Source organism: Nocardia rhizosphaerihabitans (assembly GCF_014646295.1).
GTDB classification, from domain to species: Bacteria; Actinomycetota; Actinomycetes; order Mycobacteriales; family Mycobacteriaceae; genus Nocardia; species Nocardia rhizosphaerihabitans.
Genome location: NZ_BMNE01000004.1, coordinates 912,976 through 935,996, shown reverse-complemented (window position 1 = coordinate 935,996; position 23,021 = coordinate 912,976). Strand labels below are relative to the sequence as shown.

General features: G+C 68.3%; 22 protein-coding genes and 2 tRNA genes. 8 read left to right on the top strand and 16 right to left on the bottom strand.

The features are described from left to right. Window positions 1–7: 7 nt before the first annotated feature. The 15 genes from IEY60_RS21690 to argS form a co-directional block, all read right to left on the bottom strand. Window positions 8–565 carry a F0F1 ATP synthase subunit B gene (locus tag IEY60_RS21690; protein WP_189031128.1) on the bottom strand — a complete coding sequence of 186 codons (558 nt, stop codon included), beginning with the start codon at window positions 563–565 and terminating at the stop codon, window positions 8–10. A 5-nt stretch (window positions 566–570) separates the two neighbouring features. Beyond that, a complete protein-coding gene (locus tag IEY60_RS21685) occupies window positions 571–819 on the bottom strand; it encodes an ATP synthase F0 subunit C (RefSeq protein ID WP_189031126.1) in 249 nt (82 codons plus the stop codon). A 77-nt stretch (window positions 820–896) separates the two neighbouring features. Next, window positions 897–1,730 (bottom strand): F0F1 ATP synthase subunit A, encoded by an 834-nt coding sequence (gene atpB / locus IEY60_RS21680; protein WP_505828142.1) that lies wholly within the window; start codon window positions 1,728–1,730, stop codon window positions 897–899. Between the two features lie 307 nt (window positions 1,731–2,037). Further along, window positions 2,038–2,505 (bottom strand): Cg1360 family ATP-synthase-associated protein, encoded by a 468-nt coding sequence (locus IEY60_RS21675; RefSeq protein WP_189031122.1) that lies wholly within the window; start codon window positions 2,503–2,505, stop codon window positions 2,038–2,040. A 19-nt stretch (window positions 2,506–2,524) separates the two neighbouring features. Continuing rightward, the gene (locus IEY60_RS21670) at window positions 2,525–3,655 is read right to left on the bottom strand and encodes an MraY family glycosyltransferase (RefSeq protein ID WP_189031120.1); all 1,131 of its coding nucleotides are present in this window, start codon (window positions 3,653–3,655) and stop codon (window positions 2,525–2,527) included. 13 nt (window positions 3,656–3,668) lie between these two features. After that, window positions 3,669–4,334, bottom strand: a complete 666-nt coding sequence (locus IEY60_RS21665) for an L-threonylcarbamoyladenylate synthase (protein WP_189031118.1) — start codon at window positions 4,332–4,334, stop codon at window positions 3,669–3,671. Between the two features lie 10 nt (window positions 4,335–4,344). Continuing rightward, window positions 4,345–5,220 (bottom strand): peptide chain release factor N(5)-glutamine methyltransferase, encoded by an 876-nt coding sequence (prmC, locus tag IEY60_RS21660; RefSeq protein ID WP_189031116.1) that lies wholly within the window; start codon window positions 5,218–5,220, stop codon window positions 4,345–4,347. A gap of 2 nt (window positions 5,221–5,222) precedes the next feature. Next, a complete protein-coding gene (gene prfA / locus IEY60_RS21655) occupies window positions 5,223–6,293 on the bottom strand; it encodes a peptide chain release factor 1 (RefSeq protein ID WP_189031115.1) in 1,071 nt (356 codons plus the stop codon). Window positions 6,294–6,389: 96 nt separating this feature from the next. Then, a complete protein-coding gene (gene rpmE / locus IEY60_RS21650; RefSeq protein ID WP_022567395.1) occupies window positions 6,390–6,620 on the bottom strand; it encodes a 50S ribosomal protein L31 in 231 nt (76 codons plus the stop codon). Window positions 6,621–6,842: 222 nt separating this feature from the next. Further along, on the bottom strand, window positions 6,843–8,846 hold the full coding sequence (rho, locus tag IEY60_RS21645; protein WP_229740009.1) for a transcription termination factor Rho: 2,004 nt from the start codon (window positions 8,844–8,846) through the stop codon (window positions 6,843–6,845). A gap of 433 nt (window positions 8,847–9,279) precedes the next feature. Then, the gene (gene thrB / locus IEY60_RS21640; protein ID WP_189031111.1) at window positions 9,280–10,206 is read right to left on the bottom strand and encodes a homoserine kinase; all 927 of its coding nucleotides are present in this window, start codon (window positions 10,204–10,206) and stop codon (window positions 9,280–9,282) included. Window positions 10,207–10,231: 25 nt separating this feature from the next. Further along, entirely contained in the window at window positions 10,232–11,326 is a 1,095-nt protein-coding gene (gene thrC, locus IEY60_RS21635) for a threonine synthase (RefSeq protein ID WP_189031109.1), read from the bottom strand. After that, a complete protein-coding gene (locus IEY60_RS21630) occupies window positions 11,323–12,684 on the bottom strand; it encodes a homoserine dehydrogenase (RefSeq protein ID WP_189031107.1) in 1,362 nt (453 codons plus the stop codon). Before IEY60_RS21630 ends, thrC begins: the two co-directional genes overlap by 4 nt. Then, complete coding sequence (gene lysA, locus IEY60_RS21625) at window positions 12,681–14,105, bottom strand: diaminopimelate decarboxylase (protein WP_189031105.1); 1,425 nt, start codon at window positions 14,103–14,105, stop codon at window positions 12,681–12,683. Before lysA ends, IEY60_RS21630 begins: the two co-directional genes overlap by 4 nt. 34 nt (window positions 14,106–14,139) lie before the next feature. Next, on the bottom strand, window positions 14,140–15,801 hold the full coding sequence (gene argS, locus IEY60_RS21620) for an arginine--tRNA ligase (RefSeq protein ID WP_189031103.1): 1,662 nt from the start codon (window positions 15,799–15,801) through the stop codon (window positions 14,140–14,142). A gap of 89 nt (window positions 15,802–15,890) precedes the next feature. Here argS and IEY60_RS21615 point away from each other — a divergent pair, with 89 nt between their 5' ends. The 7 genes from IEY60_RS21615 (at window position 15,891) to IEY60_RS21585 (ending at window position 22,174) form a co-directional block, all read left to right on the top strand. After that, complete coding sequence (locus IEY60_RS21615; RefSeq protein ID WP_189031101.1) at window positions 15,891–16,772, top strand: thioredoxin-like domain-containing protein; 882 nt, start codon at window positions 15,891–15,893, stop codon at window positions 16,770–16,772. Then, on the top strand, window positions 16,772–17,503 hold the full coding sequence (locus tag IEY60_RS21610; protein WP_189031099.1) for a DUF305 domain-containing protein: 732 nt from the start codon (window positions 16,772–16,774) through the stop codon (window positions 17,501–17,503). The genes IEY60_RS21615 and IEY60_RS21610 overlap by 1 nt, the downstream gene beginning before the upstream one ends. A 109-nt stretch (window positions 17,504–17,612) precedes the next feature. Then, window positions 17,613–17,685: transfer RNA gene (locus tag IEY60_RS21605), tRNA-Arg, on the top strand. A gap of 110 nt (window positions 17,686–17,795) precedes the next feature. Then, the gene (locus tag IEY60_RS21600; protein ID WP_229740008.1) at window positions 17,796–18,386 is read left to right on the top strand and encodes an Rv0361 family membrane protein; all 591 of its coding nucleotides are present in this window, start codon (window positions 17,796–17,798) and stop codon (window positions 18,384–18,386) included. A gap of 135 nt (window positions 18,387–18,521) precedes the next feature. Then, on the top strand, window positions 18,522–19,544 hold the full coding sequence (locus IEY60_RS21595; protein ID WP_189031097.1) for an iron ABC transporter substrate-binding protein: 1,023 nt from the start codon (window positions 18,522–18,524) through the stop codon (window positions 19,542–19,544). Next, window positions 19,545–21,110: an ABC transporter permease gene (locus IEY60_RS21590; RefSeq protein WP_189031095.1), complete on the top strand. Its 1,566-nt coding sequence runs from the start codon at window positions 19,545–19,547 to the stop codon at window positions 21,108–21,110. It begins immediately after the preceding gene. Beyond that, window positions 21,107–22,174, top strand: coding sequence for an ABC transporter ATP-binding protein (locus IEY60_RS21585; RefSeq protein WP_189031093.1), 1,068 nt, complete (start codon window positions 21,107–21,109; stop codon window positions 22,172–22,174). Before IEY60_RS21590 ends, IEY60_RS21585 begins: the two co-directional genes overlap by 4 nt. A 40-nt stretch (window positions 22,175–22,214) precedes the next feature. On the opposite strand, the gene IEY60_RS21580 is transcribed toward IEY60_RS21585, so the two are convergent. Continuing rightward, window positions 22,215–22,286 (bottom strand) — tRNA-Cys (locus tag IEY60_RS21580). Window positions 22,287–22,414: 128 nt separating this feature from the next. Here IEY60_RS21580 and IEY60_RS21575 point away from each other — a divergent pair. Then, on the top strand, window positions 22,415–22,960 hold the full coding sequence (locus IEY60_RS21575; protein ID WP_189031091.1) for a MarR family winged helix-turn-helix transcriptional regulator: 546 nt from the start codon (window positions 22,415–22,417) through the stop codon (window positions 22,958–22,960). Window positions 22,961–23,021: the final 61 nt, after the last annotated feature.

Below are 23,021 nucleotides of genomic sequence, written 5' to 3'. Positions count from 1 at the left end.
CGCGTCGTTACCTTCCGACCCCGATGGCGTCGGTGTCGTCGAGTTCGCTGAGGAACTTGTCGATCGACGCCGCTTGCTTGGCCTCGTCCGAGACAGACTGACCGATGATCTTCTCGGCCAGGTCGACGGCCGTGCGGCCGACCTCGGAACGCAGCTCGGTCAGGATCTGCTGGCGCTGGGCTTCCAGCTGGGAGTGACCGGCGGCGACGATACGGTCGCTTTCGGCCTGGGCATCCGTGCGCATCTGCGCGAGGATCTGCTGACCCTGGGTGCGCGCATCCTCGCGGATACGTGCGGCCTCGAGCCGGGCGTCGGCGAGCTGCTGCTGGTACTGCTGCAGCGTCTGCTGTGCCTCCGCCTGGGCTGCTTCGGCCCTGGCGATACCGCCTTCGATCTTGTCCGTGCGCTCTTCGAGGGTCTTGGTCACACGTGGGATCACGTACTTCCAGAAAAGCAGACCGACGACGATGACACAGACGATCGACCAGACGATGTCGTACGTTTCGGGGACGAGAGGATTCACTTCCTCTCCCCCTTCAGCGGCGAGCATCATGATTTCGCGCATCGGAATCAGAAGATGAAGCCGGCGACGAGGCCGATCAGCGCCAGGGCCTCGGTGAACGCGATACCGAGGAACATGTTGGTACGGATCTGGCCGGACAGCTCGGGCTGACGCGCGATGCCCTCGATGGCCTTACCGACGACGATACCCACGCCGATGCCGGGGCCGATCGCGGCGAGACCGTAGCCGATGGCGCCGAAGCCCCGGAAGGTGCTCTCGGTGGTCGCGGCTTCCTGGGCCAGGTAAGCGAGGCTCATGAGTCTTGTTTCCCTTTCTGTTGCTCACCCGCCGGTCGGCGCGTGTAGCAGGTTTCCGGTAGTTGGTTTCAGTCAGGTCAGTGGTCGGCAGCGTGCTGCGACTGCGCGATGTACACGGCGGCCAACAGCGCGAAAACGTAGGCCTGCAGGAAGATGACCAGCAGCTCGAACAGCGTGAAGCCGATGCCGGCGAGCAGCGAGAACGGCGAGAAGATCTTCATCCACGCGGTGGCGTCGAACAGGAAGAACCAGGTCGCGCTGAAGAACAGCACCAGCATGATGTGGCCGGCCAGCATGTTGGCCATGAGACGGACGGTCAGCGTGAACGGGCGCAGAACGAAGGTCGAGATGAACTCGATCGGGATCAGCAGCACGTGCAGCGCGATCGGCACGTCGGGGACGACGATGCTGTGCCGGATGTAGGAGAAGAAGCCGTACTTCCGGATGCCGACGTAGTTGTAGGCGATGTAGACGATCGCGGCCAGGACCAGCGGCATGCCGATTCGCGCGTTCGACGAGATGTTCAATCCCGGAATGACACCGGAGAAGTTCAGAAAGAGAACCGTAAAGAAGATCGTCGCCAGCAGCGGAAGGAACTTCTTGCCGGTTTCCTTACCGAGTACCTCGTCGGCGATCTGCTCCTTGACGAAAACCACACCGGTCTCCATCACGTTCTGCAGGCCGCGCGGGACGATCTTCGGCGAGCGGAAAGCCAGCAGGAAGACGACCACCAGAACCGCGGTCATCAGCAGCCGGACCAGCATCAGGCGATCGAGTTCGAACGGCGTACCCTCGAACAGCACTGCTGGAGGGAAGAAGTCGGACAGCGATGGCGCGTGGAACTCGCCCGCCGCCAAAGTGATGACGCTCAGCGTTCTCTCCCGTGTTCGGGCCGCGGGTACGACGGTCATTCCCGCGGTTCGATCGGACATTGACGATCAATGGGGTCGACTCTGGTCGGCTCGAAATTCGACAGTTGCCTATACAGCGTGTAACCGTATGACTTCTGTTCGGGCGTCGGCGACATCGTCGACATGCTTCAACCGGGCACATTCCACCCGGATCGGCAGTAAGCATAGCGGCACCGGGCAGGATCTAGGCGATCCCCCCTGGTAACCCGAGGCAAAGCCCTGAGTTGGTCGGGCCGCGCCCCTAGCTTGGGTGCTTGCTTACCAACACTTTACCAAGCTATCTACGACAGTGTGTAGCTGGGTGGGATTATTCCTGCTCGGAAGCCGTTTCGTCGTCTCCCGCGCGTGTCGTGACGTACGGAACCTTCTGGCTCACAACGCCGTACGTCTCCGCGCCGAGGACGATCAGCAGAGCACCAACCACGGTGAAGAACAGCGCGGGCCTGCTGTAGAAGTCGAACTGGTTGAGCACGGCGATGACCAGCAGCGCGACCAGCATCTTGCCGACCCAACTGACCAGCATGACCAGGCCCGCCGTACTCGGCGGCAGCTTCGCGCCGAGCAGCACCGCGATGACGGTGGTGAGGATGAACCCACCGCCGATGGCCGCGCCGAGCAGGGCGCCCCACAGGCCCGGCGTTCCGGCCACCGCGGTGGCGATCACGACCGCGGCGACGACGAGGACGCCGAGACCGATCAGGCCGTAGCGCAGCGCGGCACGCAACGGGGCGTCGGGGCCTGGCACGGTTTCCGGTGTAAAGCTCACGGGCCGCACTTTACCAAGCGGGCGGAGTTCACCGGTTGGCCGACTCCACCCGGCGCATCGATGGGATCGCGGTCACTACCAGCGCGAACACCAATCCGCCCGCCACCAGCAACACCACAAGTCGCCGATCCATCAGCGATGTTCCCACCGCACCGAAGGCGAGCACGCCGACCCACAAATAGATCAACAGGACCACGCGTCGCTGGGAATGTCCGATCTGTAGCAATCGGTGATGAAGATGCATTTTGTCCGGTGTGGAGAAACTCACGCCGGCGCGCACCCGGCGCACGATCGCGAGCAACAGATCCAGCACCGGAATGAACATCACCGCGCCGACCAGCAACAGCGGTGAGAGCAAACCGACAATGTCGCGCGGGCCATAGCCCTGCAGCGGAATTCGGCCGGAGGCGCCGGTGGAAACCGCCGCCAGCATCAAACCGATCATCATCGAGCCGGTATCGCCCATGAAGATTCGGGCGGGCGAGAAATTGTGCGGAAGAAATCCGAGGCAGGCGCCTGCCAGCGCGGCGGCCAGCAGCGCGGGCGGATAGGTGTCCACCGAGCCGCCCTGGTCGTAGAGCAAACCGACGGAGAACACGAAAACCGCCACGGCACAGATCAAGCCGAGCCCCGCCGCCAAACCGTCCAGACCGTCGACGAAGTTCATCGCGTTGACGAGCGTGACGGTGATGCCGACGGTCACCAGACCGCCCTGCAGGGCGTCGAGCACCACGGTGGAGTCGTTGAACGGGTCGTAGATCACGTACCAGCTCAAGCCCATCACGGCCATCACACCCGCCGCGGTGACCTGCCCGGCGAATTTGGTGAGCGCGTCCAGGCCCCATCGGTCGTCGACGATGCCGACGAGCACGATGATCGTCGCTGCCACCAGTACCGCAGGAATATCGGGCGCGTAATCGAAGCCGCGCCGCAGGGCAGGCAATTGGTGCGCGAACAACACCGCGGCGACGACACCGACATACATGCCGACGCCACCCATCCGCGGAATCGGCTTCACGTGCACATCGCGCTCACGGGGAATCGCGACCGCGCCGAAGCCGATGGCCAGCACCCGGACACCGCCGGTCGCCAGGAAGGTCACCGTGGCCGAGACGAGCAGCACGAGCACCAGCTCGCGCAAGGGAACGACTGAGCTCATGGGAGGCGTGCGATCACCGCTGCGCGGGGGTGGTCAGAGCGTCGGGCGCCATGCCCAGCACCTCCGCGATATCGGCCACCGGCACCGCACCCTCCCGCAACACCCGCGGCTGATCCGCGGTCAGATCGACGATCGTGGAGGCCACCGCGTGCTCGGCCGGGCCACCGTCGAGATACACACTCGCCAGCGAACCCAGCTGCTCGCGCGCCTGCTCGACGGTGCTGGCCGGAGGCTGCCCGGACACATTCGCGCTCGACACGGCCAGCGGCCCGACTTCGCGCAGCAATTCCAGCGCCACCGGATGCAACGGCATCCGCAGCATCACCGTGCCGCGGGTGTCACCCAGATCCCACGCCAGCGACGGCGCCGCCTGCACGACCAGGCTCAGGGCGCCCGGCCAGAACGCGCGGATCAGGTCCCGCGCCTGCGGCCGTACCGAGAACACCAGGCCGTCGATCGTGTGCCAGGAACCGACGAGCACCGGAACGGGCATGTCGCGACCGCGGCGCTTGGCGGCCAGCAGAGCGCCGACGGCCTCGGCGTCGAACGCGTCGGCGGCCAGGCCGTACAGCGTGTCGGTCGGCATCACCACCAGCCGCCCCGACTTCAGCGCGCTGGTCGCCGCAGTCAGCCCCGCGGCCCGCGAATCTGCTAAGGCACAGTCATAGACGGTACTCACGCGGCTCATCCTATGGTTGATTGATTGCGGCGACGAAGCGGGGTTTACCCGCGAGGTCCGGGTGTTCGACGATGCCGGTGAAGCCGGCTGCGGCCAGGAGGTTCGCTACTCCCCCGCCGTTGGTGTCGTCGTGTTCGATGGCGGTGCCGCCGCCGGGGCGGAGCAGGCGGGCGATGGTGGGGACCATGGCGCGGATGACGTCGAGGCCGTCGGGGCCGCCGAAGAGGGCGCGGTGGGGGTCGTGGTCGGCGACCTCGGGGTCCAGGAGCGCGGCGTCGGGGATGTAGGGCGGGTTGGAGACGAGCAGGTCGACGCGGCCGGACAGGGCGGTGAGCAGGGTCGGGTCGGTGACATCGTCGGCGTAGAGGGTGATGGGGGTGTCGCCGTCGGCGATGCGGTCGTCGGCATTGCGGCGGGCCCAGGTCAGGGCGTCGGGGTCGATTTCGACGGCGTGGACCTGGGCGTCGGGGCGGGCATGGGCGATGGCGAGGGCAAGGGCGCCCGAGCCGGTGCACAGGTCGACGACGATCGGCGCGTGGTCGTGCGGCAGCGTCTCCAGCCAGGCCAGTGCCCACGCGAACAGCAGCTCGGTCTCCGGGCGCGGCACGAAGACGCCGGGTCCGACGGCGAGGTCGATCTCGCCCATGGCAGCGGTTCCGGTCAAGTGCTGCAACGGGATTCGGGCAGCCCGCTGATCGACCAGCTGCCCGAACCGTTCCGCCTCGGCGGGCTCCACCATCGGGTGCAACGCCAGGCGCATCCGGTCGACACCGAGCACGTGGGCGGCCAGATTCTCCGCATCGGGCAGCGGTGAGGCCACGCCCGCCTCGGCCAGCCGCGCCGCGGCCTCGACGATCAGCGGACGCAGCCGGACGCGCTCTGTCACGGTTATTCGGCAGCCATGCGGGCGTCGCGGTCGGCCTTGCCGAGCGCGTCGAGCAGCGCGTCCATGTCACCGTCGAGGACGGCGTCGAGGTTGTGCGCCTTGAAACCGATGCGGTGATCGGCGATCCGGTTCTCCGGGAAGTTGTAGGTGCGGATGCGCTCGGAGCGGTCCACCGTGCGGATCTGGCTGGCGCGGCCCGCGGCGGCCTCCTGGTCGGCCTGCTCCTCGGCCAGCGCCTGCAGCCGGGCGGCGAGCACCTGCATCGCGCGCGCCTTGTTCTGCAGCTGGGAGCGCTCGTTCTGGCAGGTCACCACGATGCCGGAGGGCAGGTGGGTGATGCGGACCGCGGAGTCGGTGGTGTTGACGCCCTGGCCGCCCTTGCCGGAGGACCGGTAGACGTCGATGCGCAGGTCGGTCTCATCGATCTGCACCTGCTCGACCTCGTCGGGCTCGGGATAGATCAGCACGCCCGCCGCCGAGGTGTGGATGCGGCCCTGCGACTCGGTCACCGGCACGCGCTGCACACGGTGCACGCCACCTTCGAACTTGAAGCGCGACCACACGCCGTCGCGGGCTGCGTCGCGGCTCTTGATCGACAGCGTCGCGTCCTTGTAGCCGCCCAGGTCGGAGTAGGTGACGTCGAGTGTCTCCACCTTCCAGCCGTGCCGCTCGGCGTAGCGGATGTACATGCGCGCCAGGTCGGCGGCGAACAGCGCCGACTCCTCGCCGCCCTCGCCGGACTTCACCTCGAGCACCACGTCGTCGCCGTCGTGCGGGTCGCGCGGGGCGAGCAGATCGGCCAGCGCCTGCTCGAGCTCCACCAGCTGGGATTCCAGGCCGGGTACCTCGGCGGCGAACGCGGCGTCGTCGGCGGCGAGCTCACGGGCGGCCTCGAGATCGTCGCGGACCGATTCGAGCTTGCGGTAGGTCGACATCACCGGGGCCAGCTCGGCGAACCGCTTGCCCACCCGCCGGGCCGCACCGGCGTCGTTGTGCAACGACGGATCGGCCAGCTGCGTCTCCAGGCCTGCGTACTCGGCCAGAATGTCGTCGATGGCGGACGGCTGCGTCACGTTTGCTTCCTTATGTGCGGTGCGGGGCGGAATCGGTAGGCGAGAAACCACCGACGCCCGGCCTGCGAAAGCAGAACCGGGCGTCGGATGAGGCAACTAGCTGGCGTCGGCCTTCTTGCCTGCACGCTTGCCGTAGCGAGCCTCGAAGCGAGCGACGCGGCCGCCGGTGTCGAGGATCTTCTGCTTGCCGGTGTAGAACGGGTGGCACTGCGAGCAGACCTCGACGGTGATCTGGCCGGACTCCTTGGTGGAGCGAGTCTGGAAGGTGTTGCCGCAACCACACACAACGGTGGTGTCGACATACGTGGGGTGGATTCCTGCCTTCATGGGCGTCCTCTCGATAATGGTCGCCGGGTCGCATGCCGCTGGAGCGCGGAATACGTGAACCGGAACCGACTAGGCGGGATGTCTGCGAAGCCGCAGACACACAGCGGTCCAGTATGCCAGATCTGGCCGCACCCTCCGAAAACACCCCCCACCTCAGATTTGTTCCCCGAAACCAGCAAAGGGCCCCGCGTCTGCGAGGCCCCTTGCTGCGGTTCTAGACGATCACTCGTCGAGAGCGCCCGGTGCGGTCTTGGAGACCTGCATCAGGAACTCGAGGTTGTTCTTGGACTTCTTGAGCCGGTCGATCAGCAGATCGATGGCCTGGTGCGAGTCCAGCCCGGTCAGCACGCGGCGCAGCTTGTGCAGCACGGCGGCCTCGTCGGGCGAGAGCAGCAGCTCGTCCTTGCGGGTACCGGACGGGTTGACGTCCACCGCGGGGAACACGCGCCGCTCGGCGATCTTGCGGTCGAGCTTGAGCTCGGCGTTGCCGGTGCCCTTGAACTCCTCGAAGATCACCGTGTCACCGGTGGAGCCGGTCTCCACCATCGCCGTGGCGATGATGGTGAGCGAGCCACCGTTCTCGATGTTGCGCGCCGCGCCGAGGAACCGCTTGGGCGGGTACAGCGCGGTCGAGTCGACACCACCGGAGAGGATGCGGCCCGAGGCGGGCGAGGAGTTGTTGTACGCACGGCCCAATCGGGTGATCGAGTCGAGCAGCACCACAACGTCTTTGCCCATCTCCACCAGTCGCTTCGCGCGCTCGATGGCGAGCTCGGCGACCGAGGTGTGGTCGGCCGGCGGACGGTCGAAGGTGGAGGCGATGACCTCACCCTTCACCGAACGCTGCATGTCGGTGACCTCTTCGGGACGTTCGTCGACCAGGACAACCATGAGGTAGCACTCGGGGTTGTTGATCGCGATCGCGTTGGCGATGTCCTGCATGATCGTGGTCTTACCCGCCTTGGGCGGGGACACGATCAGCGCACGCTGGCCCTTACCGATCGGCATGATCAGGTCGATCACACGCGTGGTCAGCTTGTTCTGCGCGGTCTCGAGGCGCAGGCGCTGGTTCGGGTACAGCGGGGTCAGCTTGGTGAAGTCGGGACGACGCTTGGCCGCCTCGACCTCGCCGCCGTTGACGGTGTCCAGGCGAACCAGCGGGTCGAACTTCTGGCGCTGGTTGCTCTGCTCGCCGTCACGCGGGGCGCGCACCGCGCCGGTGATCGCGTCACCGCGGCGCAGGCCGTTCTTGCGGACCAGGTTCATCGAGACGTACACGTCGTTCGGGCCGGCCAGGTAGCCGGAGGTCCGCACGAACGCGTAGTTGTCGAGAACATCCAGGATGCCCGCGACCGGCTGGAGGACGTCGTCCTCGCGGATCTCGAAGTCGCGGGCCTCGCCGCCACCGCCACCGGCGCCACCGTCGCGGTCACGACCGCGGCGACGCTCACGGAACCGGCGACCCCGGCGACCGCGGCCGCCTTCCTCGTCGTCACCACCTCGGTCGTCGCGGGGACCGCGATTACCAGCGTTGGCGCCGTTCTGGTTGCGCTCGTTCTGATTACGCTCACCCCGGTCGCCACCGGCGCGCTCGCCCCGATCGCCACCGGCGCGCTCGCCCCGATCGCCACCGGTGCGGTCGCCACGCTCGCGACGACGCTCGCCCTGCTCGCCGCCCTCGGCCTTGTCGGCCTGCTTGGGCTCCTCGCCACGGCTCTCGGCCGGGGCGTTCTCGCCCCCACCGGAACGGGCCTGGTCACGACCACGACGCTGCCGTCCACGGCCACGCTGACCGCCCTCGCGACCGGAATCCTCGGTCGACTCGGCGGGAGCGGCGGTCTTGGACTCGGCCTGCGCCTGCTCGGCCGGGGCCTGCTCGGTCGCGACCGCGACGGCGGCCTGCTTCTCGGCGGGCTTGTCGGCCTTGACGGGCTCGGCCTTGGCAGGCTTGTCGGCCTTGGCCGGGGCCTCGGTCTTGGCGGGCGCCTCGGTCTTGACAGGCGCCTCGGCCTTGGCGGCGGGCGCGTCGGCCGTCACGGCGGCGGCCTCGGCGGGCTTGCCCGCCTTCGCAGGCGCTCCGGCCTGATTTTCCTTGATAGCGGCGATGAGATCGCCCTTACGCATACCGGAGGTGCCTCGGATACCGAGCTCCCCCGCCAATGCGCGCAACTGCGGCAACAGCATTCCAGTCAGCCCCGATCGTGCGACGTCGGTGTGTTCGCTCATTTTCGAAATCTGTCCGGATTCACTTTCGCGGCCGCCCGAGTTCGTAGGGTTGGATTCCACCCCGGGTGTCGCGAGCAGGTCCGTATCTGTCACGGAAATCCTTTCCTTCCCTCGAATGCCGTGTGCTGAATCGAGGGTTCGTTCCGTAGACCCGGCACCGTGTGCCGAGCTCGGATTACGCGTCCGACAGGACGCCTGTGCCGTACTACCCGCCCCGCCGGACCGGAGGCTTCGCCACCAGAAGACAGTGGTGAGGAGAGATCATTCCAGTTGAGCGGCTTCTCGGCGTCGCAGCACCTCCATGGTGTGGAGGCTCGAGCCTGGAGCCTGCTGGAGCGATTGCCCTGATGAAGCACCGGCGTCTGATGCGCACGATGTACGGACTTGCACAGAATAGCTGCCCATTGCGAACAACGGCAAGGCAGGCACGCCGTCAGTCGACCGCGACGCCGCCCGCGATGCCGGGTTCGACGACCCGCAGCCCGTCGGATTCCGCCTGTTTGCGCAGGTCATCGGGGAATTCCCCGGTCGCGAGCGCCAGAATTGTCGGGCCGGCGCCGGAAACAGTCGCCGCGATTCCCGCGTCACGAAGCCGCTGGATCCACGCCGTGGTGAGCGGTAGCGCGGGAGCACGCTGGGTCTGGTGCAGGCGGTCGGCGGTGGCGGGCATCAGCAGATCGGGGCGCTCGGTGAGCGCCACGACGGCCAGCGCCGCCCTGCTGACGTTGAACGCGGCGTCGCCGTGCGGCACCTGCTCGGGCAGCAGCCCGCGGGTGTGCGCCGTGGACGAGCGTTCCTGCGGGATCAGCACCACCGGGCGCAGCGCGGCGGCGGGCTGCAGTCGCACGGCCCGGTAGGCGCGATTGGCCTCGGTATCGGATTCGGTCCACGACACCACGATTCCGCCGAGCACACTGGCCGCGGCGTTGTCGGGATGACCCTCGAATTCCGAGGCCAGCTGGACCAGGCGGTCGTCGTCCAGGCCCAGTTCCGGGTCGAACTTCGCGGCCAGCCCGGCGCCGGCGGCCAGGCCGCCGACCACCGCGGAGGCGCTGGAGCCGAGGCCACGCGAGTGCGGAATCACGTTGCGGCACACCACATCGAGGCCGTCGGCCCAGACGCCGAGCGATTCCAGCCCGCGCTCGATCGCCCGCACCACCAGATGCGTTGGGCCCCACGGCACGTCGTCGGCGCCCTCACCCTCGACCCGGATGTCGAGGCCCGAATCGGTCGTGCGTACCACGATCTCGTCGTAGAGGCCCAATGCCATTCCCAGGCAATCGAATCCGGGGCCGAGGTTGGCTGTGGAGGCGGGAACACGCACAGTCACTTCGAGACCGGCGGGCAGGGTCGCTGTCATCAGCCTGCTCTCGCGTGCGCTCAACTCAGGCCAGCTCGAGTTCGTGGGCGATGGCCACCGGGTCGACGGCGATCGGCTTGACCTCGGGCATGCCGGCCAGCGCGTTGTCGGGGTCCTTGAGACCGTTGCCGGTCACCGTGCAGACCACGGTCAGGCCCGAATCCAGCCAGCCTTCCTTGCGCGCGGCGAGCAGACCGGCCACGCTCGCGGCCGAAGCAGGCTCGACGAAGACGCCCTCGGTCGCGGCGACCAGCCGGTACGCGGCCAGGATCTCCTCGTCGGTGGCCGCGCGGAACGCGCCACCGGACTGCTCCTTGGCCTCCATCGCCCCGTTCCACGACGCCGGGGCACCGATCCGGATGGCGGTGGCGACGGTCTCGGGGTCCTTCACCGGAGCACCGTTGACCAGCGGGGCCGCACCGGCGGCCTGCACACCGAGCATGCGCGGCAGCACCGAGGTGACGCCGTCGGCGTGGTACTCCCGGTAACCGCGCCAGTAGGCGGTGATGTTGCCCGCGTTGCCCACCGGCAGCACGTGCACGTCGGGCGCCTTGCCCAGGACGTCGCAGATCTCGAACGAGGCGGTCTTCTGGCCCTCGATGCGCGCCGGGTTCACCGAGTTCACCAGGCCGACCTCGGGGAAGTCCGAGGTGACCTTGCGGGCCAGCTCGAGACAGTCGTCGAAGTTGCCCTCGACCTGGATGATCTTGGCGCCGAGCATCACGGCCTGGGCCAGCTTGCCCATCGCGATCTTGCCCTGCGGGATCAGCACCGCGCACTCCATGCCCGCGCGGGTGGCGTAGGCGGCGGCCGAGGCCGAGGTGTTGCCGGTCGACGCGCACAGCACAGCCTTCTGGCCGCGGTACTTGGCGTCGGTCATCGCCATGGTCATGCCGCGGTCCTTGAAGGAACCGGTCGGGTTGGCGCCCTCGACCTTGAGGTACACCTCGCATCCGGTCAGCTCGGACAGGTGCGTCGCGGGGACCAGCGGGGTACCGCCCTCGAACAGGGTCACCGGTTCCCAGTCGGCGGCACCTTCGAGCCGATCACGGTAGGCCGCGATCAGACCCGGCCAGCGCGAGTGCACGCCTAGCTGGGGAGCGATGCCAGTGGTACTCATGATTCTTCGGTGCCTTCCAGTCTGAGAACGCTGGTCACAGCGGTGACCGAATCCATTTCCGCCAATGCCGCGACAGTATCGGCCAGCGAGGACTCCACCGCATGGTGGGTGACGACGACGAGCCTGGCACCGTCGCCATGGCCCTGCTGACGCACGGTCGAGATGCTCACCCCGTGCTGGGCGAACGTGTCCGCCACCGCGGCGAGCACGCCGGGACGATCCGCCACCTGCAGGTTCACGTGGTAGCGGGTGGGGGTGTCCCCGATCGGCGCGATCGGCAACTCAGCATAGACTGATTCGCCCGGTGCACGACCACCGTAGAACTTGTTGCGCGCGGCCATCACGAGGTCGCCGAGCACGGCGGACGCGGTCGGCGCGCCACCGGCGCCCTGCCCGTAGAACATCAGCCGACCGGCATTGTCCGCCTCGACGACGACGGCGTTGAACGCGCCGTTGACCGAGGCCAGCGGGTGCTTGCGCGGGATCAGCGCCGGGTACACGCGCACCGAGACGCGATCCTTGCCGCCCTCGGCGGAGGTCGGCTCGCCCGGCCCGGCGGCGACGCGCTCGCAGATGGCGAGCAGCTTGACGGTGCAGCCGACGGCCGAAGCCGTCTCCAGGTCCTCGGCGGTGATCTTGGAGATGCCCTCGCGGTACACATCGGCCGCGGTCACCCGGGTGTGGAAGGCCAGCGAGGCCAGGATCGCGGCCTTGGCCGCGGCGTCGAAGCCCTCGACGTCGGCGGTGGGATCGGCCTCGGCGTAGCCGAGATCGGTGGCCTCGGCGAGCACGTCGTCGTAGGCGGCGCCGGTCTCGTCCATCGCGGAGAGGATGAAGTTGGTGGTGCCGTTGACGATGCCGACGACCCGGTTCACCCGGTCACCCGAGAGCGACTGGATCAGCGGCCGGACCACCGGGATCGCGCCGGCGACGGCGGCCTCGAAGTACAGGTCGGCGCGGCTGCGCTCGGCGGCGGCGGCCAGTTCGCCGGTGTAGTCGGCCAGCAGCGCCTTGTTGGCGGTGACGACGGACTTGCCCGCGTTCAGCGCGGCCCCGATCAGTCCACGGGCCGGATCGATGCCGCCCATGACCTCGACGACCAGGTCGACGTCTTCGCGGGCGACGAGCGCCGCGGCGTCGGTGGTGAGCAGCTCGGCGGGCAGGCCGCGGTCCTTGTTCAGGTCACGCACGGCGACGCCGCGCAGCACGAGCGGCGCGCCGACGCGCGAGCGCAGGTCGTCGGCGTGATCGCGCAGCACGCGGACCACCTCGGTGCCGACGGTGCCCATGCCGAGGACGGCGACACCCAGCGGACGCCCCGCGTCCCTGGTGCCGTTGTTGACGCCGGTTTCGGTCATCCTTCTACCTCCAGGCTGAGCAGGTCCGCCACCGTTTCCCGGCGCAGAATCAGTCGCGCCACACCGTCACGCACCGCGACCACGGCGGGCCGGGTGAGCTGGTTGTAGCGGCTCGACATCGAATAGCAGTACGCGCCGGTCGCCGCCACGGCGACCAGGTCACCCGGGCCGGCGTCGGCAGGCATCCAGGTGTCGCGAATGACGATATCGCCACTCTCGCAATGCTTTCCGACCACGCGCGCGACGACCGCATGCGCATCCGACGAGCGCGAGACCAGACGGCAATCGTAATCGGCCTGGTACAGCGCGGGGCGGATATTGTCGCTCATGCCACCGTCCACGCTGACGTAGCGGCGGCGCGCACCACCGTCGAGTTCGACGTCCTTGATGGTGCCGACCTCGTACAGGGTGACGGTGCCCGGACCGGCGATGGCACGGCCCGGCTCGACGGCGATGGTCGGCTCGGGCAGCCCGGCGCGGGCGGCCTCGGCGGCGACCAGGCCGCGCAGGTTGGCGGCGAACTCGTCCAGCGGCGGCGGGTTGTCGCTCGGCAGGTACGAGATACCGAGGCCACCGCCCAGATCAAGGGTGGAAATCTGCGCGGTGCGCTCGATACCGAATTTGTCGATGGCCTCGCGGAGCAGGCCGAGCATGCGGCGCGCGGCGATCTCGAAGCCGTCGAGCTCGAAGATCTGCGAGCCGATGTGGCTGTGCAGGCCGACCAGGCGCAGGTTGTCGGCCTCGAAGACGCGGGCCAGCGCCTCCATGGCGTCGCCACCGGCGATCGAGAAGCCGAACTTCTGGTCCTCATGGGCGGTGGAGATGTACTCGTGGGTGTGCGCCTCGACGCCGACGGTGACCCGGACCAGCACGTCCTGGACCACGCCCGCCGCGCCCGCGACCGCTTCGAGCCGCTCGATCTCGTAGAGCGAGTCTACGACCACGTGCCCGACGCCCGTGGCGACCGCGGTCTCGAGCTCGGGCACCGACTTGTTGTTGCCGTGCAGCGCGATGCGCTCGGCCGGGAAACCGGCGTGCAGCGCGATGGCCAGCTCGCCACCGGAGCAGACGTCGAGCGAGAGACCCTCGTCGCGGATCCAGCGCGCGATCTCACCGCACAGGAACGCCTTGGACGCGTAGTGCACGCGGGCCGTCGGCCCGAACGCGCGCACCATGTCGCGGCAGCGCGAGCGGAAGTCGTCCTCGTCGACCACGAACAGCGGGGTGCCGTACTGCTGGACCAGCTCGGTGACGGGCACGCCGGCGATCCGGACGACGCCGTCCTCGCCGCGGGTGGCATTGCGCGGCCACACGTTGGCGGGCAGGTCGATCATCTCGCTGGGATCGGTCGGGCGCTCGGCCAGGCTCGGGGCGTGCGGAATCTCTGCGTGCCGGGGACCGGCCGGGTGTGCACCACTCACAGTTGTGCGTCCTTCCTGAAAAGCTCGCCGGTGTTCACATGCGCTCCGGTGCGCTGACGCCGAGCAGGGCGAGGCCGTTGGCCAGCACCTGACGGGTCGCCTTGACCAGTTCGAGCCGGGCGGCATTGAGAGGGGTGACGGCGTCGTCGCCCTTGGGCAGCACGCGCATGTCGTCGTCGGACTGGAACGGGTGGTAGACACCGGCCAGTTCTTCGAGGTAGCGGGCGATGCGGTGCGGTTCGCGGGTCTCGGCGGCGGTGGCGACCACGCGCGGGAAATCACCGAGGGTGCGGATCAGATCGCCTTCGCGGGCCGAGGCCATCAGCGCGAAATCCGGTTCGACGGAAGCGAATTCGGCGTACTTCGCGGCGTTGCCGATGATGCTGTTGGTCCGCGAGTGCGCGTACTGCACGTAGTAGACCGGGTTCTCGCTGCTCGCCTTGGTCCACAGGTCGAGATCGATGTCGATGCTCGAGTTCACCGAGGAGCGCACCAGCGAGTAGCGGGCGGCGTCGACGCCGATCTGCTCGACCAGGTCGTTCAGCGTCACCACGGTGCCGGCGCGCTTGCTCATCTTCACGGCCTGGCCGTCGCGGACCAGGTTCACCATCTGCCCGATCAGCACCTCGACGGTGTCGGGGTTGTCGCCGAAGGCGGCCGCGGCGGCCTTGAGGCGGCCGATGTAGCCGTGGTGGTCGGCGCCGAGCATGTAGATGGCCAGGTCGAAGCCACGCGCGCGCTTGTTCTGGAAGTAGGCGATGTCACCGGCGATGTAGGCGGCGTTGCCGTCGCTCTTGAGGACGACGCGGTCCTTGTCGTCGCCGAACTCGGTGGACGCGATCCACCAGGCGCCGTCCTTCTCGTACAGGTTGCCCGAGTTCTTCAGCTGTTCGACGGCCTGCTCGACGGCGCCCGAGGCGAACAGTTCGCTCTCGTTGAAGTACACGTCGAAGTCGGTACCGAAGTCATGCAGATCCTGCTTGATCTGGGCGAACATCTGCTGCACACCCTCGCGACGGAACAGCTCGTGCCGCTCGTCGGCGGGCAGGGTGAGCGCGTCGGGGTAGGCCGCGACGATGCCGGAGCTGATCTCCTGGATGTACTCGCCCGCGTAACCGTCGGCCGGGGTCGGCTCGCCGAGGGCGGCCGCGACCAGCGACTTCGCGAAGCGGTCGATCTGCGCGCCGTGGTCGTTGAAGTAGTACTCGCGGGTCACGTCGGCGCCCTGGGCGGCCAGGATGCGGCCCAGCGCGTCACCGACGGAGGCCCAGCGGGTACCACCGAGGTGCACGGGACCGGTCGGGTTGGCGGAGACGAACTCCAGGTTGATCTTGGTGCCGGACAGCGCGGCGCCGGTGCCGAACTTCTCGCCAGCGGCCAGGATCTGCGTGACGATCACGCCCTGCGCCGAGGCGGCGAGGCGGATGTTGAGGAAGCCGGGACCCGCGACGTCGGCCACCTCGATGCCGTCGGTCGCGGACAGGGCCTCGGCCAGCCAGCCGGCCAGCTCACGCGGATTGGTTCCGGCCCGCTTGGCCACCTGCATCGCCACATTCGTGGCATAGTCGCCGTGTTCGGGGTTGCGCGGACGCTCCACTGTGACCTGCTCGGGCAGGACCGACGAGTCCAGTCCACGTTCGACAAGCACCTTCGCGGCGGTGGTGCGAAGGAGATCTGCAAGGTCAGCTGGAGTCACGAGTCTCTATCCTATTGGCTGGGCGCCTCGCAACCACGACCGCCCGGTACGAACGTCCCGATCCACACGTCGAAAGAGCACAACGAGCGATGCCGAGCAGGACCAGCGCCACATCAGCCAAGGCCGTCCGGGCCGCGGGGAAGTCGTCTCCGTCCCGCAAACCCGGCAAAGGCAAGCTTCCCGGTAAGAAGCGAGAATTCCCCTGGGCCCTGCTGGGCGCCGGTGTGGCCATCGTCGCGTTGATCGGCCTGCTGGCCTACAGCCTGGTGCCCAAGTACCTGGACCAGGCCGCCATCCGGGAAGCCCAGACCGACCTCAAGGAATGGGTGGCGTCCAAGGAGAACCAGGACCCGTCGACGAAGATCGAGGGCGTCGTCAAGCAGGACTACCCGGCCGGTCTGCACGTGACGTCGACCCAGCGCGTCGCCTACGACAAGGCGCCCGCCTACGGCGGCCCGCACGACGGCGCGTGGGCCAACTGCACCGGCACCGTGTACGCCAAGCCGATCCGCATGGAGAACGCGGTGCACTCGCTCGAGCACGGCGCGGTCTGGATCGCCTACAACCCGGACAAGGTCGACGCCGCGGGTGTGGAGAAGCTGTCGAACTTCGTCAAGGGCCGTCAGTACTCGCTGATGTCGCCGTACCCGGGCCTGGACGCGCCGATCGCGCTGCAGTCGTGGGGTCACCAGCTCAAGCTCGAATCCGCCGACGACGCGCGAATCAAGCAGTTCATCTCCGCGCTGCGCGAGAACCCGTACGCCTACCCCGAGGTCGGCGCGAGCTGCTCGAACCCGATCTTCGACGCCAACAACCCGCCGCCGTTCGACCCGGCGCCGTACGGCCCCGAGGCCGTGCCGATGGACGGCAAGGGCCTGACCCAGGACCAGTCCGAGCTCGGCGGGGGCGCGGGTCTGCCGGGCCTCCCCGGCGGCCTCCAACTGCCGGGCACCCAGCCCGCGGGCCAGTAGTGGGCACCGATACCGCGGTCGACCCCGACGACAACACCGACGACACCGCTGCCGAGCCGGGCCCGCGTCGCCCGGCCGGGGCGATCCTCGTCCTCGGCGCGATCGGCCTGCTCCTGCTCGGCGCCGTGGCCGGCGTGCTGCTGCGGCTGCCGCTGGACAAGACCGAGACGCCCGCACCCGGCCCTGTCGACGTGGGGTTCAGCCAGGACATGTCGGCGCACCACGCGCAGGCGGTCGACATGGCGGGTGCGGCGCTGATCGGCTCGACCGACAACGACGTGCGCAGGCTCGCCTACGACATCCTCACCACCCAGCAGAATCAGATCGGCCGGATGCAGGGCTGGTTGCAGCTGTGGGGCGAACCCAACCAGAACGTCGACGGCTACATGGGCTGGATGACCGACCACGGCTCTGGCTCGCACGGCCACGGCGGTACGACGACCGGGCACGAGATGTCGGGCCCGATGACGTCGATGCCCGGCATGGCGAGCCAGGAGGAGATGACCGCGCTGCGGCAGTCCACCGGCCCCGCCATGGACACGCTGTTCCTGCAGCTGATGCTGCGCCACCACCAGGGCGGTGTGCCGATGCTCGACTACGCCGCCGAGCACGCCGACACCACCGAGGTGCGCGTCCTGGCCGCGCAGATGTCCAAGACCCAGGAGGGCGAGTCCCAGCTGATGACGAGCATGCTGGCCGCCCGCGGCGCGAGCCCGCTGCCGCTGAGCTGAGCGAGCCGGACCGGGTCAACCGCCCGGTCCGGCACCGTTTTTGGCGCACCGCACTCGATGCGATACGCTGTCGCTGCCCGATCGCCACACAGCGACCGGCATCTATCCCGCCCTCGTAGCTCAGGGGATAGAGCGTCTGCCTCCGGAGCAGAAGGCCGCAGGTTCGAATCCTGCCGAGGGCACATTTCGAGGCCCCGTCCGTTCGGTCGGGGCCTCGTTTGTTTGATTCAGGTTGTTCACGCACGGTTCCACTGGTTTCGGGGCCTCGCCCCGATGACATCAGGAGCGAGGCATGACGAATCCCCCCGAAGGCCAGCAGCCGCCCGAGATGCCGTCCGGGCCGCCCGGATACCCGCACGCGGGCTTCGGACCCGGCCAGACTCCCCCGCCCGGCAATCCCGATGTCTTCCCGCCGCAGCAGCCGCCCAAGAAGAACCGGACCGGGCTGTTCATCGCGCTGGGCGTTGTCGCGCTGGTGGTGCTCGGTGCGCTGATCGCCGGCATCGTGCTCACCGTGCAGGGGCGCACGCCGCTGGCCTCGGACGAGAAGCAGATCGAGGTCGCGATTCGCGATTTCTACGACACGCTCGGCGCCGACGGATTCATCGCGGCCGCGCAGCTGGCGTGCGAGGCCGACCGCACCGAGATCGACAATCTCACCCCGGAGCAGCGTCAGCAGTTCGATGCCGCGACCGTCTCGGTGACCATCGACAAGGTCGAGGACATCGTCATCACCGGCGACACCGCCAAGGCGACGGTGGTCGGCCAGCTGACCCTGTCCGTGGCGGGCGAAGAGCCCAATACCGAGGACAGCACCGAGGAGCACCTCAAGAAGGAAAACGGCACCTGGAAGATCTGCTCGGTGCCTGCCACCAAACACTGACGCAAGCACGCGGTCGCACGGGATTTCTCCGGCCTGTCCTGAAATGCCCGCCGTTCGCTTCCGCGTACATCATGCGGGTATCTTGCTTAGGCAAGCCTCATCATAGGATGGGGACCCTTTGCGGGAAGGACGCGGATGACGTCGCGCAGTTGGAAACCTCTGGCCGGCCTGATGGCGATCGCGGTGGCCGCGCTGGGTGTCAGCGCCTGCTCGTCCCCCTCGGGCGATGCCGACGAGATCACCGTCTACAACGCGCAGCACGAGTCGCTCACCAAGGAGTGGGCCGAGGCGTTCACCAAGGAGACCGGTATCAAGGTCACCCTGCGTCAGGGCGGCGACACCGCACTGGGCAATCAGCTGGTGGCCGAGGGCGCGAACTCCCCCGCCGACGCCTTCCTCACCGAGAACTCCCCCGCCATGGCACTGGTGGAGAACGCAGGCCTGTTCGCCGACGTCGACACGGCCACGCTCGACCAGGTCCCTGCCCAGTACCGCCCCTCGACCGGAAAGTGGACCGGGGTCGCCGCCCGCGCAACGGTTTTCGTCTACAACAGGGACAAGCTGCCGAGCACGGGACTGCCCGCCTCGCTGCTGGATCTCGCACAGCCGCAGTGGAAAGGCCGCTGGGGCGCCGGTACCTCCGGCGCCGATTTCCAGGCGATCGTGGCGGGCCTGCTCGCGCTGAAGGGCGAGGACGTCACCCGGTCCTGGTTGCAGGGCATGAAGGCCAACGCGACCTCGCTGCAGAACAATGTGGCGACCATGAAGGCGGTCAACGCCGGTAATCCCGAAGGTGGCGTGATCTACCACTACTACTGGTACCGCGATCAGGCCAAGACCAAGGAGGGCAGCGCCAACACCGCGCTGCACTACTTCAAGAACCAGGATCCGGGCGCCTTCGTCAGCGTGTCCGGCGGCGGCGTGCTGAAGTCGAGCAAGAAGCAGGAGTCCGCGCAGAAGTTCCTGGCCTTCGTCACCGGCAAGAAGGGCCAGGAGATCCTGCGCGACGGCACCTCGATGGAGTACCCGGTCGCCAGTGACGTCGCCGCGAATCCCGCCCTGCCGCCGCTGGCCGATCTGCAGGCGCCCGCGATCGACCCGAGCAACCTCGACTCGAAGAAGGTCACCCAGCTGATGACCGAGGCGGGACTGCTGTAGGTGGTTCAGCTCGCCGAGCCGACCCCGTCGGCGACAACACCCCGGGTCGGTCGGCCCGGGGTGTTCGTCACGCTCGCGGCGCTGACGCTGACCGCGGCGACGTTCATTCCGCTGGGCTACATCGTTTCGGTCCTGTTCGACACCGGGCTCGGCGAGGCCGCCGATCTGGTGTTCCGCCCGAGAGTGGGTGAGCTGCTGGGCAATACCGGAGCCCTGGTGGTGTGCACGGTGCCGGTGTGCGTGCTGCTCGGGGTCGGGCTGGCCTGGCTGGTCGAGCGCACCGAGGTGCCGGGTCGGTCGTGGTGGGGTCCGGTGCTCGTCGCGCCGCTGGCGGTGCCCGCGTTCGTCAACAGTTACGGCTGGGTGAGCGCGTTCCCGTCGATGCACGGGCTCTCGGCCGCGGTCGTCGTCTGCACGCTGTCGTATTTCCCGCTGGTGTATCTGCCGGTCGCCGCCACGCTGCGCAGGCTCGATCCGGCGATCGAGGAGTCCGCGCGCGCGCTCGGCTCCGGCCCGGTGGAAGTGTTCTGGCGCATCGTGGTGCCGCAGTTGCGGTTGGCGATCCTCGGCGGCGCGTTGCTGATCGGCCTGCATCTGCTCGCCGAGTACGGCGCGTTCGTGATGCTGCGCTACGACACGTTCACCACCGCCATCTTCGAGCAGTATCAGAGCAGTTTCGCCGGTCCGGCCGGGAGCATGCTCGCCGGTGTCCTGGTGCTGTGCTGCCTGGCACTGCTCGGCGGCGAGGCACTGCTGCGCGGGAACGCACGCTACGCCAGGCTGGGCAGTGGCGCGCCACGCGCGGCAAAGCCGATTGCCCTGGGCTGGTGGCGGATTCCGCTGTTCGGCGTGCTGGTCGCGGTGGTAGTCGCCGCGCTGGGTGTGCCGCTGTGGACGATCGGGCGCTGGCTATGGCTGGGCGGCTCGGCCGTGTGGGACATGACCACGATCGGCACGGCACTGGGCCAGACGATCGGGTTGGCCGCGGCCGCCGCGCTGGTTGCCACGCTGTGCGCGTTTCCCGTCGCCTGGATCGCCGTGCGTTCGGCAGGCAGGTTCGCCCGGGTTGTCGAAGGTGCGAACTACATCACCAGTTCCCTGCCCGGGATCGTGATCGCCCTGGCCCTGGTGACGGTCACCATCCGCTGGACCCCGCCGCTCTATCAGACCGCGACGCTGGTCGTGCTCGCCTACGTCCTGATGTTCCTCCCGCGCGCGCTGGTGAGCGTGCGGGCCGGGCTGGCGCAGGTGCCGGTCGGGCTGGAGGAGGTGTCGCGGTCGCTGGGCGAGTCGGCCGCGGCGACTTTCTTCCGGGTGACCCTGCGGATGACAGCCCCCGCCGCCGCGTCGGCCGCCGCGCTCGTCTTCGTCGCCGTGTCCACCGAGCTCACCGCGACACTGCTGTTGGCGCCCAACGGAACTCGCACCCTGGCCATGCAGTTCTGGGGCCTGTCGGGCGAACTCGACTACGCCGCCGCCGCGCCGTACGCGCTGATCATGATCGTCGCCGCGGTCCCGGTGACGTATGTGCTGTTCACCCAGTCCAGAAAGGCGGCGAGGGTATGAGTCGGCTTGTCATCAGCGGAGTTTCGAAGAGCTTCGGCGCCACCCGGGTACTGGACCATATCGATCTCGATGTCCCCGACGGCACCGCTGCCGCCGTGGTCGGCGCGTCGGGCTGCGGCAAGACGACGCTGTTGCGCGTGATCGCCGGCTTCGAGGCGCCCGATACGGGTTCGGTCCAGCTGGGCACGGAAACCGTTGTCCGAGACAATGTCTGCCTGCCGCCGCAGCGCAGGCGGATCGGCTACGTCGCCCAGGACGGCGCGCTGTTCCCGCATCTGAGCGTCGCCGACAACATCGCCTACGGTCTGGACACCGGCCTGCGGGGAGCTGCCGCCAGGCTGCGCAGGCACCGCGACCGCGACCGCGTCACCGAACTCCTGGCCATGGTTTCACTGGATCCCGGCTTCGCCGACCGCTTGCCCCACCAGCTCTCCGGCGGCCAGCAACAGCGCGTGGCACTGGCCCGCGCGCTGGCCCGCAAACCTGCCCTGATGCTGCTCGACGAGCCCTTCAGCGCCCTCGACACCGGCTTGCGCGCCACCACCAGGCAGGCCGTCGCCGAGACCCTGCGCGCCGCCGGGATGACCAGCATCCTCGTCACCCACGACCAGGAAGAGGCGCTGAGCTTCGCCGAACAGGTCGCCGTCATGCGCGACGGGCGGTTCACCCAGGTCGGCCCGCCGCAGCACGTCTACCACCACCCCGCCGACCTGTTCACGGCCCACTTCCTGGGCGACTGTGTCCTGCTCGACGCCCTGTGCGAGGCCGACATCGCCAAGTCCGCGCTCGGTCCGGTCCCGGTGCAGCAGCACGCACCCACCGGCCAGACGACGCTGATGCTGCGCCCCGAACAGCTGACCGCGCAGGTCGGCACCACCGACCATCCGCACAGCGGCACCGTGACGGAGGTGGATTTCCGCGGCCCCGATGTCATTCTCACGATCGACCTCGCCGAAGGCGCGGGCACGGTCAAGGTTCGGCGGACAGGCACGCAGGCCCCCGCCCGGGGCGACAGAGTTCGCCTGACAATCCAGGGCACCGCGATGGCCTACGAGAAGTCGTGAAGCCGGGACCGGCTGAACACCGTGTTCAGCCGGTCCATCGAGCGAGCGGCGGGAATTGAACCCGCGTAAACGGCTTTGCAGACCGTTGCCTCAACCACTCAGCCACGCCCGCCTCGCCCTAGAGATTGCCGTGGCCGGGCGCGACTGACCATGGTTGCGCTCAGCGTGAGCGTAATTCGGCCCCGGCCCCCGCGACGCACTTGAGCGGTGGCGACCTGGCACTATGCGATGATCAATAACATGTCTCGGCCACGACCGCTTCCGCATGACCCGATCGCCGAAGCTCATCGGCAGTGGACCGGGCACGGCTGGGGTGCGGTCGCCGACGGCATGGCCGCGGTGACCTCGCTGGTGCGGGCGCAGCAGATCGTGATGGCCAGGGTCGACGAGGCGCTCAAACCGTCGGGCCTGACGTTCTCCCGCTACGAACTGCTGCAATTACTCAGCTTCAGCAAGACCGGCGCCCTGCCGATGGCCAAGGCCAGTGCGCGATTACAGGTTCATCCGACGAGCGTGACCAATACCGTCGACCGACTCGAGAAGGCCGGACTGGTGGCCCGGGTGCCCCATCCGACCGACCGGCGCGCGACGCTCATCGAAATCACCGATGCGGGAAGGGAATTGGTTGCCGAGGCCACCGCAGCCCTGAACGCGCAGGTGTTCGCCGAGCCGGGACTGCCACCGGACCGGATCCGCGAACTGCTGACACTGCTCGCCGAGTTCCGCCACGAGGCGGGCGACTACGAGGATTCCGGCGAGCAAAACCTCGCATTCCACGCGACATAGCAACCGACAGGCGAATCACCGGCCGACTCGCTTGGCAGGTAGCGGAAATTGGTCCACCATG

Excerpts from the sequence above, each read along its gene's own strand:
- thrB (WP_189031111.1), bottom strand. The coding sequence starts at position 10,206 with ATGACAGCGACCCTGCCCGCCGGTCTCGAAGTGACTGTGCGTGTTCCC.
- IEY60_RS21690 (WP_189031128.1), bottom strand. The coding sequence starts at position 565 with ATGCGCGAAATCATGATGCTCGCCGCTGAAGGGGGAGAGGAAGTGAAT.
- IEY60_RS21670 (WP_189031120.1), bottom strand. The coding sequence starts at position 3,655 with ATGAGCTCAGTCGTTCCCTTGCGCGAGCTGGTGCTCGTGCTGCTCGTC.
- rho (WP_229740009.1), bottom strand. The coding sequence starts at position 8,846 with ATGAGCGAACACACCGACGTCGCACGATCGGGGCTGACTGGAATGCTG.
- IEY60_RS21630 (WP_189031107.1), bottom strand. The coding sequence starts at position 12,684 with ATGACCGAAACCGGCGTCAACAACGGCACCAGGGACGCGGGGCGTCCG.
- IEY60_RS21600 (WP_229740008.1), top strand. The coding sequence starts at position 17,796 with ATGACGAATCCCCCCGAAGGCCAGCAGCCGCCCGAGATGCCGTCCGGG.
- IEY60_RS21685 (WP_189031126.1), bottom strand. The coding sequence starts at position 819 with ATGAGCCTCGCTTACCTGGCCCAGGAAGCCGCGACCACCGAGAGCACC.
- IEY60_RS21585 (WP_189031093.1), top strand. The coding sequence starts at position 21,107 with ATGAGTCGGCTTGTCATCAGCGGAGTTTCGAAGAGCTTCGGCGCCACC.
- thrC (WP_189031109.1), bottom strand. The coding sequence starts at position 11,326 with ATGAGTACCACTGGCATCGCTCCCCAGCTAGGCGTGCACTCGCGCTGG.
- atpB (WP_505828142.1), bottom strand. The coding sequence starts at position 1,730 with ATGACCGTCGTACCCGCGGCCCGAACACGGGAGAGAACGCTGAGCGTC.
- IEY60_RS21615 (WP_189031101.1), top strand. The coding sequence starts at position 15,891 with ATGCCGAGCAGGACCAGCGCCACATCAGCCAAGGCCGTCCGGGCCGCG.
- rpmE (WP_022567395.1), bottom strand. The coding sequence starts at position 6,620 with ATGAAGGCAGGAATCCACCCCACGTATGTCGACACCACCGTTGTGTGT.
- IEY60_RS21595 (WP_189031097.1), top strand. The coding sequence starts at position 18,522 with ATGACGTCGCGCAGTTGGAAACCTCTGGCCGGCCTGATGGCGATCGCG.
- IEY60_RS21575 (WP_189031091.1), top strand. The coding sequence starts at position 22,415 with ATGTCTCGGCCACGACCGCTTCCGCATGACCCGATCGCCGAAGCTCAT.